Origin of the sequence: Pseudomonas sp. MWU12-3088, assembly GCF_023242405.1 — a bacterium.
Lineage (GTDB): Bacteria > Pseudomonadota > Gammaproteobacteria > Pseudomonadales > Pseudomonadaceae > Aquipseudomonas > Aquipseudomonas kribbensis.
Genome location: NZ_JALJEA010000002.1, coordinates 540,816 through 554,092, shown reverse-complemented (window position 1 = coordinate 554,092; position 13,277 = coordinate 540,816). Strand labels below are relative to the sequence as shown.

Below are 13,277 nucleotides of genomic sequence, written 5' to 3'. Positions count from 1 at the left end.
TCCGGTTACAACTGAAAGGCCAGCCTTCCGACAGGGGATGCTGGCCTTTCATCCAATTGTCATATTTCAGCCATAGAGTGTTCACACGGCCTGCTGATACTTGGCCCCGACTTAACACCCCCTATCTGCTAGGAGTAAGGCATGAAACTGAAGCGTTTGATGGCGGCAATGACTTTTGTCGCTGCTGGCGTTGCGACCGCCAACGCGTTCGCCGCTGTTGACCCGTCGATCCCGAGCTACACCAAGACCACTGGTGTGTCGGGCAACCTGTCCAGCGTCGGCTCCGATACCCTGGCCAACCTCATGACCTTGTGGGCCGAGAACTACAAAAAAGAATACCCGAACGTAAACATCCAGATTCAGGCCGCTGGCTCCGCCACCGCGCCACCTGCGCTGACCGAAGGCACCTCCAACCTGGGCCCGATGAGCCGCAAGATGAAGGACACCGAACTGGCGGCCTTCGAACAGAAATACGGCTACAAGCCAACCGCTATCCCGGTTGCCGTGGACGCCCTGGCTGTCTTCGTACACAAGGACAACCCGATCCAGCACCTGACCATGGAACAGGTTGACGCGATCTTCTCGTCCACCCGTCTGTGCGGCGCCAAAGCCGAAGTCAAAACCTGGGGCGACCTGGGCGTGACCGGCGACCTGGCCAACAAGCCGGTTCAACTGTTCGGCCGTAACTCGGTATCCGGCACCTACGGCTACTTCAAGGAAGAAGCCCTGTGCAAAGGCGACTACAAGCCTAACGTCAACGAACAACCAGGCTCGGCTTCGGTCGTGCAGTCGATCAGCTCCTCGCTGAACGGCATCGGTTACTCGGGCATCGGCTACAAGACCGCCAGCGTGAAAACCGTTGCTCTGTCGAAGAAAGGCAGCACCGAGTTCATCGAAGACAGCGAAGAAAACGCCCTGAACGGCAAGTACCCACTGTCCCGCTTCCTGTACGTTTACGTGAACAAGGCCCCGAACAAGCCTCTGGCCCCGCTGGAAGCCGAGTTCGTGAAACTGGTTCTGTCGAAACAGGGCCAGGAAGTGGTAGTGAAAGACGGCTACATCCCACTGCCGGCCAAGGTTGCTGCAAAAGCACTGGCTGACCTGGGTCTGCAGGAAGGCGGCGCTGAAGTCGCAAAAAAGTAACAAACTGAGTCAGGGGTGAACCCCGCCTGACTCCCGTGTGGGGCCCGGCCCGCAAGCGGCCCGGCCCCCACACTCCCCGAATTCTTTTATCCACTGCCAGTGCCCTGCTGGCGGCGGATTTGGTGCGTCACTGCATTGTCATCTTTCTGTCATACAGGATCGCTAGGGTGTGCGCATGAATGATCTGGCCAATTCCAAAATGACTACGAACCCTCCCAAGCGCATTGATTTCAATACGCCTGAGTTGCAACGCAAGCGCCGCATTCGCGCGCTCAAGGATCGCTTCACCCGCTGGTACGTCCTCGTCGGCGGTCTGGCGGTGCTGGCAGCCATCACCCTGATCTTCTTCTTCCTCGCCTACGTCGTCGCGCCCCTGTTCAAGGGTGCCGAACTGACCGCGAAAGACGCCATCACCCCGGCCTGGATGCAAGACGCCGGCAAGCCACTGATGATTTCGCTCGAAGAGCAGAATCAGGTGGCCATGCGCGTTTCCGACAAGGGCCAGGCGCTGTTCTTCGATATCGACAGTGGCGCTGAATTGAAGCGCGTCGATCTGCCGTTGCCGGCAGGCGCCAGTGTGACCTCCATCGGCGAAGACCAGCCGGGCCATCCGTTGGTGGCCGTGGGCCTGTCCAACGGTCAGGCGCTGGTGTTCCGTCACACCTATAAAGTCAGCTACCCGGAAGGCAAGAAAACCATCACCCCGGCGATCGAGTTCCCGTACGGCGAGGCGCCGATTGCGCTGAACGAGAGCGGCGGTGCGCTGGAGCACGTCAGCCTCAACGCCACCGACTCGACCCTGATGCTGGTCGGCTCCACCGGTTCGCAACTCAACGTGCTGTCGCTGACCAGCGAAGAAAACATGATGACCGGCGAAGTCACCAACGAGCAGAAGCGTATCGATCTGCCGCAGATGACCGAGCCTGTGAAAAACATCTTCGTCGACCCGCGCCAGCAATGGCTGTACGTGGTCAACGGACGTGCTCAGGCCGACGTATTCAGCCTGCGCGACAAGAGCCTCAACGGTCGCTACAAGCTGCTGGAAAACGCTGACGCGCAAGTCACTGCCGCCACTCAACTGGTCGGCGGTATCTCGCTGATCGTCGGTGACTCCACCGGTGGCCTGGCCCAGTGGTTCATGGCCCGCGACACCGATGGCGAGCTGCGTCTGAAGCAGATCCGCACCTTCCAGATGGGCAAGACGCCGATCGTTGAAATCACCGCCGAAGAGCGCCGCAAAGGCTTCGTTGCCCTGGATGCTTCCGGCAAGCTCGGCGTGTTCCACAGCACCGCGCACCGCACCTTGCTGGTCGATCAGGTGGTTGAAGGCCAGGGCCTGTTCGGTCTGTCGCCACGGGCCAACCGTGTGATCGTCGAAGCCGGCGGCAAGCTGCAACCGCTGCTGCTCGACAACCCGCACCCGGAAGTGTCGTGGAGCGCGCTGTGGAGCAAGGTCTGGTACGAGAACTACGACGAGCCTAAATACGTCTGGCAATCGACTGCGGCCAACACCGATTTCGAACCGAAACTGAGCCTGTCGCCACTGACCTTCGGCACCCTGAAAGCTGCGTTCTACGCGATGCTGCTGGCGGCGCCACTGGCGGTTGCCGCGGCGATCTACACCGCGTACTTCATGGCCCCGGGCATGCGCCGCAAGGTCAAACCGGTGATCGAACTGATGGAAGCGATGCCGACGGTGATCCTCGGCTTCTTCGCCGGCCTGTTCCTCGCACCGTATGTGGAAGGGCATCTGCCGGGCATCTTCAGCCTGCTGATGCTGCTGCCGATCGGCATCCTGGTGGCCGGTTTCACCTTCAGCCGCCTGCCTGAATCGATCCGCCTGAAAGTCCCGGACGGCTGGGAAAGTGCGCTGCTGATCCCGGTGATCCTGTTCGTGGGCTGGCTGTCGCTGTACATGAGCCCGTTCATGGAGAACTGGTTCTTCGGCGGTGACATGCGCATGTGGATTTCTCACGACCTGGGCATCACCTACGACCAGCGCAACGCACTGGTGGTCGGTCTGGCCATGGGCTTCGCGGTGATCCCGAACATCTACTCGATCGCCGAAGACGCCGTGTTTAGCGTGCCGCGCGGCCTGACCCTGGGCTCCCTGGCCCTCGGTGCCACGCCGTGGCAGACCATGACTCGCGTAGTGATCCTGACCGCCAGCCCGGGCATCTTCTCGGCCCTGATGATCGGCATGGGCCGTGCAGTCGGCGAGACCATGATCGTGCTGATGGCCACCGGCAACACCCCGGTCATGGAAATGAACCTGTTCGAAGGCCTGCGCACCCTGGCGGCCAACGTCGCGGTGGAAATGCCGGAGTCGGAAGTCGGCGGCAGCCACTACCGCGTGCTGTTCCTCTCGGCGCTGGTGCTGCTGTTGTTCACCTTCGTCATGAACACCCTCGCGGAACTGATTCGTCAGCGTCTGCGCAAGAAATACTCGTCGCTTTAAGAAAGGTAGAAGTCTGTGAAACAGAACTCCCTGAATGGATGGTTCAAGAGCGGCGCCCCGGGCGTCTGGATCAGCGGTGGCGCGGTGTCCATCGCGGTCATCATGACCATTGGCCTGCTGGCGGTGATTGCCGTGCGCGGTCTGGGTCACTTCTGGCCGGCGGACCTGATCCACGCCAGCTACAACGTCCCGGGCCAGGGCAATCACCTGGTCATCGGCGAAGTGGTGCAGAAGGAAGAAGTGCCCCGCGCACGCCTGAAGAGCGCCGGCTTGCCGGTGCCTGACCAGGGCCCGGAATTCATGACCCGCGAGCTGATCAAGGTCGGCAACCGCGACCTGAACGGCAACGACTTCACCTGGATCGTCGGCGAGTGGCTGACCGACCAGAAGAACCCGCCGGAGCTGATGGCGCTGGAGCGTCGTGAGTGGGGCAACTTCTACGGCTACCTGGTCAACGTCAAACAGGACGGCAAGGTGATCGCCGAAGGCGAAGCCGCCTGGCCTGAGCTGCAAGCGCGGATCAACCGTGTGAACGGCCTCGCCGCGCAGCTCAAAACCCTGGAAAAAACCGACATCGGCGCGATCAACGCCGGCCTCGAGCGCATCCGTCTGCACGGTCGCAAACTGGAGCTGGAAGGCAAGCTCGACGCCACTGCGCAAGCGGACATGGACGCCGAACGTGCCGAGCTGAACGCCCGCTATCAGGACGTCGAAGCCCGTCTGGCCGATCTGCACGCGCAGTTCAACCGCGATGCCCTGACCGCTCGCGATGCCAACGGCAAGGAAATCGAAATCGGCCTGGGCAAAGTGGTTCACGCTTACCAGCCGAATGCCATGGGTACCTTCACCAAGGTCGGCTTCTACTTCAGCAAGGTCTGGGAGTTCCTGTCCGACGACCCGCGTGAAGCGAACACTGAAGGCGGGATTTTCCCGGCGATCTTCGGCACCGTGATGATGACCCTGATCATGGCGATGATCGTGACCCCGTTCGGCGTGCTGGCGGCGGTGTACCTGCGTGAATACGCCAAGCAGAACACCCTGACCCGGGTGATCCGGATCGCGGTGAACAACCTGGCGGGTGTTCCGGCCATTGTTTACGGCGTGTTCGGTCTGGGCTTCTTCGTTTACGTGCTGGGTGGCTCGCTCGACCGTCTGTTCTTCCCGGAAGCGTTGCCGGCACCGACCTTCGGTACGCCGGGCCTGCTCTGGGCTTCGTTGACCCTGGCGCTGCTGGCGGTGCCGGTGGTGATCGTGGCCACCGAAGAAGGTCTGGCGCGTATCCCGCGCACCGTGCGTGAAGGCTCGCTGGCCCTCGGTGCGACCAAGGCTGAAACCCTGTGGAAGATCGTTCTGCCGATGGCCAGCCCGGCGATGATGACCGGCATGATCCTCGCCGTGGCCCGTGCCGCCGGTGAAGTGGCGCCGCTGATGCTGGTGGGTGTGGTGAAACTGGCGCCGTCGCTGCCGGTGGATGGCAACTACCCGTACCTGCACCTGGACCAGAAGATCATGCACCTGGGCTTCCACATCTACGACGTCGGCTTCCAGAGCCCGAACGTTGAAGCCGCACGACCGCTGGTGTACGCCACCGCGTTGCTGCTGGTGCTGGTGATTGCCGTGCTCAACCTGTCGGCAGTGTGGATTCGTAACCACCTGCGCGAGAAGTACAAGGCGCTGGACAGCTGATCGCCGTCACAAGAATTGAAGGGCTGCCGGCCTGATTCCCGGCAGCCAACCGAACCGAATTTGTTAGCACAGGGGATCTCCCATGCAGCACGAAACACATACCCACGGCATCAACATGTCTGCCCTGGGCCGCGACAAGCAGAGCCTGAACCTCGAACAGGAAACCGTTGCCATCGAAGTGCCGGGCCTGAGCCTGTTCTACGGCGAGAAACAAGCGCTGTACGACGTCAGCATGAACATTCCGAAACAGCGCGTGACCGCCTTCATCGGCCCGTCCGGCTGCGGCAAGTCCACGCTGCTGCGTACCTTCAACCGCATGAACGACCTGGTCGACGGCTGCCGCGTCGAAGGCGCGATCAACCTGTACGGCAACAACATCTACCGCAAGGGCGAAGATGTGGCCGAGCTGCGTCGGCGGGTCGGCATGGTGTTCCAGAAGCCTAACCCGTTCCCGAAGACCATCTACGAGAACGTGGTCTACGGCCTGCGCATCCAGGGCATCAACAAGAAGCGCATCCTCGACGAAGCCGTCGAGTGGGCACTGAAAGGCGCGGCCCTGTGGGACGAAGTGAAAGACCGTCTGCATGACTCGGCACTCGGCCTGTCCGGCGGTCAGCAACAGCGTCTGGTGATCGCCCGTACCATCGCCGTGGAACCGGAAGTGCTGCTGCTCGACGAACCGTGCTCGGCCCTCGACCCGATCTCGACCCTGAAAGTCGAAGAGCTCATCTACGAGCTCAAGTCCAAGTTCACCATCGTCATCGTGACCCACAACATGCAGCAGGCGGCGCGGGTGTCCGACTACACGGCGTTCATGTACATGGGCAAACTGGTGGAATTCGGCGACACCGATACCCTGTTCACCAATCCGGCCAAGAAGCAGACCGAAGACTACATTACCGGTCGTTACGGCTAGCAGACGCTGGTTGTCGCTCACTGAATTGACGCTCGCACCTTACCGGACGCTCCAAGGACGCCAACATGATTAGTAAAGAAGGCCTTACCCATCACATTTCCGCGCAGTTCAACGCCGAACTGGAAGAAGTGCGCAGCCACCTGCTGGCCATGGGCGGGCTGGTCGAGAAGCAGGTCAACGACGCGGTCACCGCGCTGATCGAGGCCGACTCGGGCCTGGCCCAGCAAGTGCGCGAGATCGACGACCAGATCAACCAGATGGAACGCAATATCGACGAAGAATGCCTGCGCATTCTGGCCCGTCGTCAGCCGGCGGCGTCCGACCTGCGTCTGATCATCAGCATCTCCAAGTCGGTGATCGACCTGGAGCGCATCGGCGACGAAGCGACCAAGATCGCCCGTCGTGCAATTCAGCTGTGCGAGGAAGGTGAAGCGCCGCGCGGTTATGTCGAGGTTCGCCACATCGGCGACCAGGTGCGCAACATGGTCCGCGATGCGCTGGACGCGTTTGCCCGCTTCGATGCCGATCTGGCGCTGTCGGTGGCGCAGTACGACAAGATCATCGACCGTGAATACAAGACCGCCCTGCGCGAGCTGGCGACCTACATGATGGAAGATCCGCGCTCTATCTCGCGGGTCTTGAGCATCATCTGGGTGCTGCGTTCGCTGGAGCGGATCGGCGACCACGCACGCAACATCTCGGAGCTGGTGATCTACCTGGTGCGCGGCACCGACGTGCGTCACATGGGCCTCAAGCGCATGAAGGAAGAAGTTGAAGGGACAAGCGGCGAAACCGCTAATGTTCCGGGCAATGCTGACGATAAGTAAGATTGCCTGAGAAAAGCGCCCGGCCCTTTGGCCGGGCGTTTTTGTTTCTGCTTTTCAGAAGGCAGAAGCGAATTAAAAAGCAGCACCCGCGAACGAAAAGTCCCGGCGTGACTGAAGAGTTTTGGCAATGTGCCATCAGCCAGCGTTATGCTTGCCGGGATTTTAATAGGGGTGTTGGATGAGCAAGATCAGTGTGTTGGTCGTGGACGATGCATCGTTCATTCGTGACCTGGTGAAAAAGTGCCTGCGTAATTACTTCCCGGGGATCCGCACCGAGGACGCCGTCAACGGTAAAAAAGCCCAGGCCATGCTGGCCAAGGAGGCTTTCGACCTGGTGCTGTGCGACTGGGAAATGCCGGAAATGTCCGGTCTCGAACTGCTGACCTGGTGCCGTGAGCAGGACAACCTCAAGACCATGCCGTTCATCATGGTCACCAGCCGTGGCGACAAGGAAAACGTGGTGCAGGCGATTCAGGCTGGCGTTTCCGGTTACGTCAGCAAGCCGTTCACCAACGAGCAGTTGCTGACCAAGGTCAAGCAGGCCCTGAACAAGATCGGCAAGCTCGATGCCCTGATGAACAGCGCCCCGACCAAGATGAACTCGGCATTCGGCAACGACTCCCTGAGCGCACTGACCGGCGGCAAGGCTGCCGTGGTTGGTGCCGCACCGACTGCTGCGGCTGTGAATCCGTTTGCCAAGCCTGCCGCTGCCGCCCCGGCACCTGCCGCCGCGCCACAGCGTGGCCTGCTCAACAGCCCGCCCGTGAAAGCCCCGGCAGCCTCTGCTGCTCCGGCCAGCGGCCGTGGCCAGGGCCAGTTGCGTCTGCCTAGCGGCACCCAGCAATGCGTGATCAAGGCCCTGAGCATCAAGGAAGCGCTGCTGGTGGTGAAGCGCACCGACACGTTGCCGCAGATCCTCGACAGCGCCGTGCTCGATCTGGAGCAGGGCGACAACGCCGAAATCGCCCGCCTCAACGGCTACCTGCACGCTGTCGTCGCCCACGAGCCGAAACCCGACAGCGACTGGCTGCAACTGACCTTCCGCTTCGTCGACCAGGACGCGCAGAAGCTCGACTACATCTCCCGCCTGATCGCCCGCGGCACGGCGCAGAAGCACTTCGTTCCGGGCGCGTAAGCGTCGCGGGCAAAAGAAGACCGCCGCCTGACACAGGCTGCGGTCTTTTTTCATGCTGTGCCAAATTTGAAACATCTGTCTACTAGCCTGGTCTGCTTCAGCTGCTAGGCTCATTCCCAGGCCTTACTCGACAGAACTTTTGCCCATGCCCCTGCGCCTGCTGTTTTTCTGTGGTCTGTTCATGGCCTCCACCTCGACTGTGGCCATGACGATCTACAAATCTACCGATGCCAACGGAGTGGTTTCGTACAGCGACCGTCCGAGCAAAGGCTCCCAGGTGTTCGTGTTTCAGGACCGGATGGTCGAGCGCCTCGAGCGTCAGGTCTATCTCGACATCAAGAAGCAGAAGGGCACCGACGTGGTGTTCGTGCGCAACGACCTGTATGCACCGGTGGAGGTCGCACTGGCGTTCACCGGGATGAGCAATGTGCGTGGTGCACCGACGGAAACGATCCGCCGGGTGCTGCCGGCGCGCAGCAACACGCGGCTGGCGCTACTGACGGCGGTGTCCGGTGGCAAACCGCTGGTGTACACGCCGCAGTTCCAGTACTCCCTCGGCGACCCCGCTGGCGCCGCTCAGAGCTATCGCTATCCGTTTCCCTGGCGTGGGGGCCCCTTCCGTCTGAGTCAGGGCGCCAACGGCGACTACAGCCACTACGGGCCGAAGAACAAGTACGCGATGGACATCGCCATGCCGGTCGGTACACCGATCATCGCGGCGCGGGCCGGGGTGGTGGTGAAGATCGAGAACTCGCAGAACGGGCGCGGCACCGATCCTTCCGGCAATTTCGTGCGGGTGCTGCACGACGACGGCACGATGGGCGTGTATCTGCACCTCAAGCAAGGGTCGGTGAGTGTGCGGGAAGGGCAGCGAGTGGCGGTGGGCAGTCCGCTGGCGCTGTCCGGCAACACCGGCAACAGCAGCGGCCCGCACCTGCACTTCGTGGTGCAGCGCAATACCGGAGGGGGGCTGGTGTCGATTCCGTATCAGTTCAACCAGCCGCTGGGGGCGTTGCCCAACTTTGCGTTGGGCAAACGGTAATCCCCGTCAGTCGAGCATCAGCACCTTGGCCAGAATGATCTTCGGGCCTTTCATCTTCTTGATGATGATCCGCAGCCCTTCGACTTCCAGCACTTCTTCCTCTTCCGGCACCCGTTTTAGGGTTTCGTAGATCAGCCCGGCGAGGGTTTCGGCTTCGATGTGATCCAGGTCGATACCCAGCAGACGCTCGACCTTGAACAGCGGCGTATCGCCCCGCACCAGCAGCTTGCCCGGCTGGTAGGCGAGGATGCCGCGCTCGGCCTTGCGGTGTTCGTCCTGGATGTCGCCGACCAGCACTTCCAGCACGTCTTCCATGGTCAGGTAGCCGATGATGTTGCCGTCGGCCTCTTCGACCACGGCGAAGTGCGAGCCGCCCTTGCGGAACTGCTCAAGCAACTGCGACAGCGGCATGTGCCGCGACACGCGCTCCAGCGGGCGGGTCAGTTCGGCAAGGTTGAACGACTCGGGAATGTGGTCCAGCGCCGCCAGTTCCAGCAGCAGGTCCTTGATGTGCAGCAGGCCGACGAACTCCTTGCGCTCGCTGTCGTACACCGGATAGCGGCTGAACTTGTGGCGACGGAACATCGCCAGGATTTCTTTCAGCGGGGCGTTGAACTCGAGGGTGATCAGGTCTTCCCGGGAGTTGGCCCAGTCGACCACTTCCAGTTCGCCCATTTCCACCGCCGAGGCCAGCACGCGCATGCCCTGGTCGCTCGGGTCCTGGCCACGGCTGGAGTGCAGGATCAGTTTCAGTTCTTCACGGCTGTAATGGTGCTCGTGATGCGGGCCGGGTTCACCCTGGCCAGCAATGCGCAGGATGGTGTTGGCGCTGGCGTTGAGCAGGTAGATCGCCGGGTACATGGCCCAGTAGAACAGGTACAGCGGCACCGCCGTCCACAGCGACAGCAGCTCGGGTTTGCGGATCGCCCAGGACTTGGGTGCCAGCTCGCCGACCACGATGTGCAGGTAGGAAATGATGAAGAACGCGGTGAAGAACGAGATGCCTTTGACCACTTCCGCCGACTGCACGCCGACCGCGCTCAGCAGCGGCTCGAGAATGTGCGCGAACGCCGGCTCGCCGACCCAGCCCAGACCGAGGGAGGCGAGGGTGATACCGAGCTGGCACGCCGAGAGGTACGCATCGAGCTGACTGTGTACGGTGCGCAGGATGTGCCCGCGCCAGCCGTGTTGTTCAGCGATGGCTTCGACCCGGGTCGAGCGCAGTTTGACCATGGCGAATTCCGCCGCAACGAAGAAGCCGTTGAGCAGAACCAGGATCAGAGCAAAAAGAATCATGCCGAAATCGGCGAATATTGTTGCGAGGGACAAGCCAGGGGAAGGGTCCATGATGGAGTTTTGCGGGTTCCGTGTGATTCGTAAGAGAGAAGAAATCGCGCCTGAAAGGCAGGCGCAAGTCAGCCAATGTAGCGGCTGACCTGGCGATTGCCTAGTCCGGCATTACTCAGCGGCGCTGATGAGCCGTGCCTGGGCGACCTGCGCCGGGGCGAAATGGCAGGTGAACGTGCTGCCGTGGCCGGGCACGCTGCTGATCTCCATCCGCGCGCGATGGCGCAGCAACACGTGTTTGACGATGGCCAGGCCCAGGCCCGTGCCGCCGGTGTTGGAGTTGCGGCTGGAGTCGACACGGTAGAAGCGCTCGGTCAGGCGCGGCAGGTGTTTGCTGTCGATGCCGATCCCGGAATCCTGCACGCTCAGGTGCGCGCCCTGATCGTCGCCCCACCAGCGGATGCGGATATTGCCTTCGGCCGGGGTGTATTTGACGGCGTTGAACACCAGGTTGGAAAACGCGCTGCGCAGTTCCGCCTCGCTGCCCTTGAGCAGGATGCTGGCGTCGGCTTCCAGGCTGATTTTCTGATTCTTCGACCCCGACAGTTGCTGTGCATCGCTCTTGATCGACTGCAACAGGGTATCGATGTGCACCGGCTGGTTGTCAGACGGGTAATCGGTGGCTTCCAGTTTGGCCAGCAGCAGCAAGTCGTTGAGCAGGGTCTGCATGCGTCCGCCCTGTTGCTGCATCTGCTGCAGGGCACGGCTCCAGCGCGGGTTCACTTCTTCGACGTTGTCGAGCAGGGTTTCCAGGTAGCCGCAGATCACCGTCAGCGGGGTGCGCAGCTCATGGGAGACGTTGGCGATGAAGTCCTTGCGCATCTGTTCCAGCTGATGGATGCGCGTGACGTCGCGCACCAGCATCAAGTGTTCGTTGTTGCCGTAGCGCGTGAGGTACATCTGGATGCGCACGCGGTCGTTGGTCGGTGAAGGGATTTCCAGCGGCTCGGCGTAGTTTTCCTGCTCGAAGTATTCCTTGAAGCGCGGATGGCGGACCAGGTTGGTCACGGGTTGGCCGCTGTCTTGTGGGGTCTTGAGGCCGAGCAGGGTTTCGGCGGCGCGGTTCCACCATTCCAGGTTGCCGTCGCTGTCGAGCATGATCACCGCGTCTTTAAGCGCGGCGGTGGACTCCTGAACGCGGTCGATCACCGCTTGCAGGCGTCCGCGTACCCGCTGGTCGCGGCGTTGCAGGTGGTAGATGCTGTCGAACACCTCACCCCACAGACCGTAGCCGTCGGGCGGTGCTTCATCGGGTTGGTGCAGGCGCAGCCATTCGTGCAGGCGCAGCAGTTGCTTGAGCGTCCAGGCCAGGTACAGGCCCAGTCCCGCCGCGAGGCTCCAGCCGTAGTAGCCGGTGATCAGGCCGATCACCAGGCAGCCGGTGACCAGCAACAGCATGTGGCGAATCAGGGTGCCATGCCAGTTTTGATTCACGGGAAATACGGTCCTTGTCTGCGAGTCTGGCGGTCGGCTCAGGCCTTGGTGGAGAACCGATAGCCGGTGCCGCGAACGGTTTGTACCAGATTTTCGTAGGCGTCGCCGAGGGCCTTGCGCAGGCGTCGGATGTGCACGTCGACCGTGCGCTCTTCAACATAGACGTTGCCGCCCCAGACCTGATCCAGCAACTGGCCACGGGTGTAGGCGCGTTCCTGGTGGGTCATGAAGAATTGCAGCAGGCGGTACTCGGTCGGGCCCATCTCGGCCGGACGGCCATCGATGGTCACGCGGTGGCTGATCGGGTCGAGCAGCAGGCCACCGACTTCGATCGGCGCTTCGCCATCGGTCGGGCCGGCGCGCCGCAGCACGGCCTTGAGGCGTGCCACCAGTTCGCGTGGGGAAAACGGTTTGGTGATGTAGTCGTCGGCGCCGACTTCCAGACCCTGGATCTTGTTGTCTTCTTCGCCCTTGGCGGTGAGCATGATGATCGGGATGTCCCCGGTCAGCTCGTCACGCTTGAGGCGGCGGGCCAGCTCGATGCCGGAGGTGCCGGGCAGCATCCAGTCGAGCAGGATCAGGTCCGGCTTGCGGTCGACGATAATGGCGTGAGCCTGCTGCGAGTTCTCTGCCTCGAGGCAGTCATAGCCGGCCATTTCCAACGCAACGGCGATCATTTCGCGAATGGGCGCTTCGTCGTCGACGATCAGAATGCTCCTGCCAACCATGCCTTAATCCTCTTGTCATTTAACTGTCTTGCGCCGCATTAGATAACGGAATTATTGCAGTCGTGTGACAGTATTTTAGTCCAGCGGCGATTGTGCAAATCCTGAACTAAGCTCTAAGTCCGAATCCTGACAACCACAAAAGAAGGTTTCCATGACTCAAATGACTGCTTCCTTTAAAGCTCTGCTGATGGCTGCTGCCGTGACGCTGCCCGGCCTTGCGATGGCCGCTGAACCGGCAATGATGAAAGACGGCATGATGGTCGATCACAAAGGCATGACCGTTTATACGTTCGACAAGGACGCTGGCGGCAAGTCGATGTGCAATGACAAGTGCGCCGACAACTGGCCTCCGATGATGGCGCCGGCCGGTGCGAAGGCGGAAGGCAAGTGGACGGTGATCAAGCGCGACGACGGCAAGATGCAGTACGCCTACGACGGCAAGCCGCTGTATACCTTCAAGATGGACGCCAAGCCGGGTGACATGATGGGCGACGGCAAGATGGACGCATGGCACGTGGTTCACGAGCACAAGTAAGCCATCGGCAGTGAAACAGCATCGCG

Annotated in this window: 11 protein-coding genes; 8 read left to right on the top strand and 3 right to left on the bottom strand. The window is 61.5% G+C overall.

What is annotated here, in order from left to right; genetic code table 11:
- The first annotated feature begins 141 nt into the window (after positions 1-141).
- The 7 genes from M5B98_RS08330 (at position 142) to M5B98_RS08300 (ending at position 9,207) form a co-directional block, all read left to right on the top strand.
- Positions 142-1,143, top strand: coding sequence for a phosphate ABC transporter substrate-binding protein PstS (locus tag M5B98_RS08330; RefSeq protein ID WP_248742417.1), 1,002 nt, complete (start codon positions 142-144; stop codon positions 1,141-1,143).
- Positions 1,144-1,567: 424 nt separating this feature from the next.
- The gene (locus M5B98_RS08325) at positions 1,568-3,601 is read left to right on the top strand and encodes an ABC transporter permease subunit (protein ID WP_170931577.1); all 2,034 of its coding nucleotides are present in this window, start codon (positions 1,568-1,570) and stop codon (positions 3,599-3,601) included.
- Positions 3,602-3,616: 15 nt separating this feature from the next.
- Positions 3,617-5,287, top strand: coding sequence for a phosphate ABC transporter permease PstA (gene pstA / locus M5B98_RS08320; RefSeq protein ID WP_114886409.1), 1,671 nt, complete (start codon positions 3,617-3,619; stop codon positions 5,285-5,287).
- Between the two features lie 82 nt (positions 5,288-5,369).
- On the top strand, positions 5,370-6,203 hold the full coding sequence (gene pstB / locus M5B98_RS08315; protein WP_065258233.1) for a phosphate ABC transporter ATP-binding protein PstB: 834 nt from the start codon (positions 5,370-5,372) through the stop codon (positions 6,201-6,203).
- Positions 6,204-6,268: 65 nt separating this feature from the next.
- A complete protein-coding gene (phoU, locus tag M5B98_RS08310; RefSeq protein ID WP_016985766.1) occupies positions 6,269-7,030 on the top strand; it encodes a phosphate signaling complex protein PhoU in 762 nt (253 codons plus the stop codon).
- Between the two features lie 178 nt (positions 7,031-7,208).
- Complete coding sequence (locus M5B98_RS08305; RefSeq protein WP_248742416.1) at positions 7,209-8,165, top strand: response regulator; 957 nt, start codon at positions 7,209-7,211, stop codon at positions 8,163-8,165.
- Between the two features lie 145 nt (positions 8,166-8,310).
- The gene (locus M5B98_RS08300) at positions 8,311-9,207 is read left to right on the top strand and encodes a peptidoglycan DD-metalloendopeptidase family protein (protein WP_085708818.1); all 897 of its coding nucleotides are present in this window, start codon (positions 8,311-8,313) and stop codon (positions 9,205-9,207) included.
- A 6-nt stretch (positions 9,208-9,213) separates the two neighbouring features.
- On the opposite strand, the gene M5B98_RS08295 is transcribed toward M5B98_RS08300, so the two are convergent.
- The 3 genes from M5B98_RS08295 to phoB all read right to left on the bottom strand — a co-directional run bounded on the left by M5B98_RS08295 (position 9,214) and on the right by phoB (position 12,716).
- Positions 9,214-10,554, bottom strand: a complete 1,341-nt coding sequence (locus M5B98_RS08295) for a hemolysin family protein (protein WP_007954342.1) — start codon at positions 10,552-10,554, stop codon at positions 9,214-9,216.
- Between the two features lie 111 nt (positions 10,555-10,665).
- A complete protein-coding gene (gene phoR / locus M5B98_RS08290; RefSeq protein WP_248742482.1) occupies positions 10,666-11,952 on the bottom strand; it encodes a phosphate regulon sensor histidine kinase PhoR in 1,287 nt (428 codons plus the stop codon).
- 74 nt (positions 11,953-12,026) lie between these two features.
- On the bottom strand, positions 12,027-12,716 hold the full coding sequence (gene phoB, locus M5B98_RS08285) for a phosphate regulon transcriptional regulator PhoB (RefSeq protein ID WP_003229608.1): 690 nt from the start codon (positions 12,714-12,716) through the stop codon (positions 12,027-12,029).
- A 151-nt stretch (positions 12,717-12,867) separates the two neighbouring features.
- Here phoB and M5B98_RS08280 point away from each other — a divergent pair, with 151 nt between their 5' ends.
- Positions 12,868-13,251, top strand: a complete 384-nt coding sequence (locus M5B98_RS08280; protein ID WP_085708820.1) for a hypothetical protein — start codon at positions 12,868-12,870, stop codon at positions 13,249-13,251.
- The last annotated feature ends 26 nt before the right edge of the window (positions 13,252-13,277 follow it).